Origin of the sequence: Acinetobacter sp. YH12218, from assembly GCF_013417925.1 — a bacterium.
Lineage (GTDB): Bacteria > Pseudomonadota > Gammaproteobacteria > Pseudomonadales > Moraxellaceae > Acinetobacter > Acinetobacter amyesii.
Genome location: NZ_VPDB01000153.1, coordinates 1 through 1,964, shown reverse-complemented (window position 1 = coordinate 1,964; position 1,964 = coordinate 1). Strand labels below are relative to the sequence as shown.

General features: G+C 33.6%; 1 protein-coding gene and 3 pseudogenes. 3 read left to right on the top strand and 1 reads right to left on the bottom strand.

The window, feature by feature from the left end; all coding sequences use genetic code 11:
• Window positions 1-108: pseudogene (locus FTV03_RS17625) on the top strand (IS701 family transposase); the annotation flags it as partial.
• Window positions 109-125: 17 nt separating this feature from the next.
• On the opposite strand, the pseudogene FTV03_RS17620 reads toward FTV03_RS17625, so the two are convergent.
• Window positions 126-872: pseudogene (locus FTV03_RS17620) on the bottom strand (Arm DNA-binding domain-containing protein); the annotation flags it as partial.
• Between the two features lie 715 nt (window positions 873-1,587).
• Between FTV03_RS17620 and FTV03_RS17615 the strand changes: the two are divergent.
• Together FTV03_RS17615 and FTV03_RS18115 are read left to right on the top strand one after the other, a co-directional pair.
• Window positions 1,588-1,836 carry a hypothetical protein gene (locus FTV03_RS17615; RefSeq protein ID WP_257220841.1) on the top strand — a complete coding sequence of 83 codons (249 nt, stop codon included), beginning with the start codon at window positions 1,588-1,590 and terminating at the stop codon, window positions 1,834-1,836.
• Window positions 1,837-1,889: 53 nt separating this feature from the next.
• Window positions 1,890-1,964: pseudogene (locus FTV03_RS18115) on the top strand (helix-turn-helix domain-containing protein); the annotation flags it as partial.

Here is a 1,964-nt window from a genome sequence, read left to right as displayed (position 1 = left end):
AATGTATATCGTTGGCAGAAGAAATTATTTAGACCAATTATCAAAAGCTTCATTGATGACTTTATTCTCGATAAAAATCATCTGCTACCACAGAGAATCTTTAAATAATAGTGCGTAAGTCCTATATTAGTTAACTTATTTACCTCTTCAAACCATGGTTTTAGATGCTGTTTCATCAAACAATCATTCTTGGCTTTTGGGGAAGGGACTTTATCTTTAACTTTTTTTGAGTTGTATGATTTTGGAGGTACTAAGTTTTCATAATCCTCGTGTTCCTCACACCAATTCAGGAAAGCTCGTGTAAGTCTGTATGCTTTAGCTGATGTTGTTGGACGGAAGTCATTGTGATCAAGCCAATCGCATAATACATCTGCAGTTAATTCAGAAAGTTTGTACTCAAACAGTTGAAAAATGGGTTGACTGGTATAAACACTATTTTTTTCAGGATCGTAACCACCTCTAGATAATTCGATGTGGTCCTGATAACTTCTTGGTCGCCAATTAGGTTGTCTTGCTTTTAAGTATTCAAACCATACATCTTTAAATTTAATCGTCTTGCGTTTCTCTTGTTTTAGCAGTTCTTTATTATCAGCTAAAGCTTTCTTACGCTCGATCAATGGGTCAATCCCTTTGTGACACATAATCGCTAATTCTTGTGCATACTTACGAGCATCATCTAATTTCCATATACCAACGTCACCAATTTTGATACGACGGTTTTGAAGACCAATACGACCTTGGAAAATGTAGCTTTTATTATTTTTAGGTGTAACTTTAACACCAAATCCAGGTGTTTTCTCATCCCAAAAGAAAGTTGGTTTAGTTTGGTCTGAGCAATCAATTTTATCAATTGTGGGTTTTGTTAGTTTCATTCTAGTAAGCGTCTGGTAAGCAAGTAGTAAGCAAAATCAATATATATTAATCAACAAAAAGAGTGAATAGTAAACTTTGTAAATTAAATAAGTGTATGATATTATTAATTTATTTGTTATATCTTTTTGATTTTTAATCTTTATGTTAACGGACTCATAATCCGTTGGTCGACAGTTCAAGTCTGTCTGGGCCCACCAGTTTCGAACCCAATAACTCTTTGAATTATGGGGTTTTTTACTGAATGAAAGGTTTTGGACCATCGGATTCTGATAGACCGCATGTGGTCCATTTTGCATGATAGTCCGTGGGTCTAAGGTGTAGGCATGTGAAAATCACCCACCAAATTCATTTCACTGATGCTCAATTCGATGTGAACAGCGTATTTGATTAATCCCTAGTGAATTATTATCAAATGAGCTGTGAGCAGAGAAATGAGATCTTGTGGCTATGGGGGATTCTTGGAGAATTGGGATCGTACTGTTTTAGCCTAAAGGTCTAGGGCTTTTCCGAATTTTCTTTGGGGAATTTTCTATATCAATAAGTTTTTTTTAGTAAGATCATGTATTCGATAGTGGATTCATATATTTACAATAGCCCTTGACAGTATATCTGTGTTTACTGGATAGATTCCAATGTATATAAATTTGACTCTAAATCTAAGAAATGATTTATTATCAATAAATAAGTGGAATATAAAAATTTTTAAGGTGCTAAATGGCAAGTATTGATGTTAGCGAAGAAAAATTAAAGATATTGTTAAAAGAAGTTAGACAAGATATCCAGACGATTGTAAGTGAAGAAGATGCAAAAGTTAAAATTATTAATAGAATTTTTCATGAATGCTTAGGTTGGTCATTTACCCAGTTCTCTTGCGAAAATAATCATGAAAATGGGTTTTCGGATTATATATTAAAAATAAATGGTGAGCCGTCTTTAGTTGTTGAAGCTAAGCGTATAAGTTGAAAAAAATAACTAATCATGCGAAAAAAGTTTTTTTAGTTAACAGATGTTCACACATGCCTCGAATTGTTTCTGTACCACTTAGTTTAGAACAGCGAGAACGACTCATTTTTCTGGCCAAGCATGCAAAA

Excerpts from the sequence above, each read along its gene's own strand:
- FTV03_RS17615 (WP_257220841.1), top strand. The coding sequence starts at position 1,588 with ATGGCAAGTATTGATGTTAGCGAAGAAAAATTAAAGATATTGTTAAAA.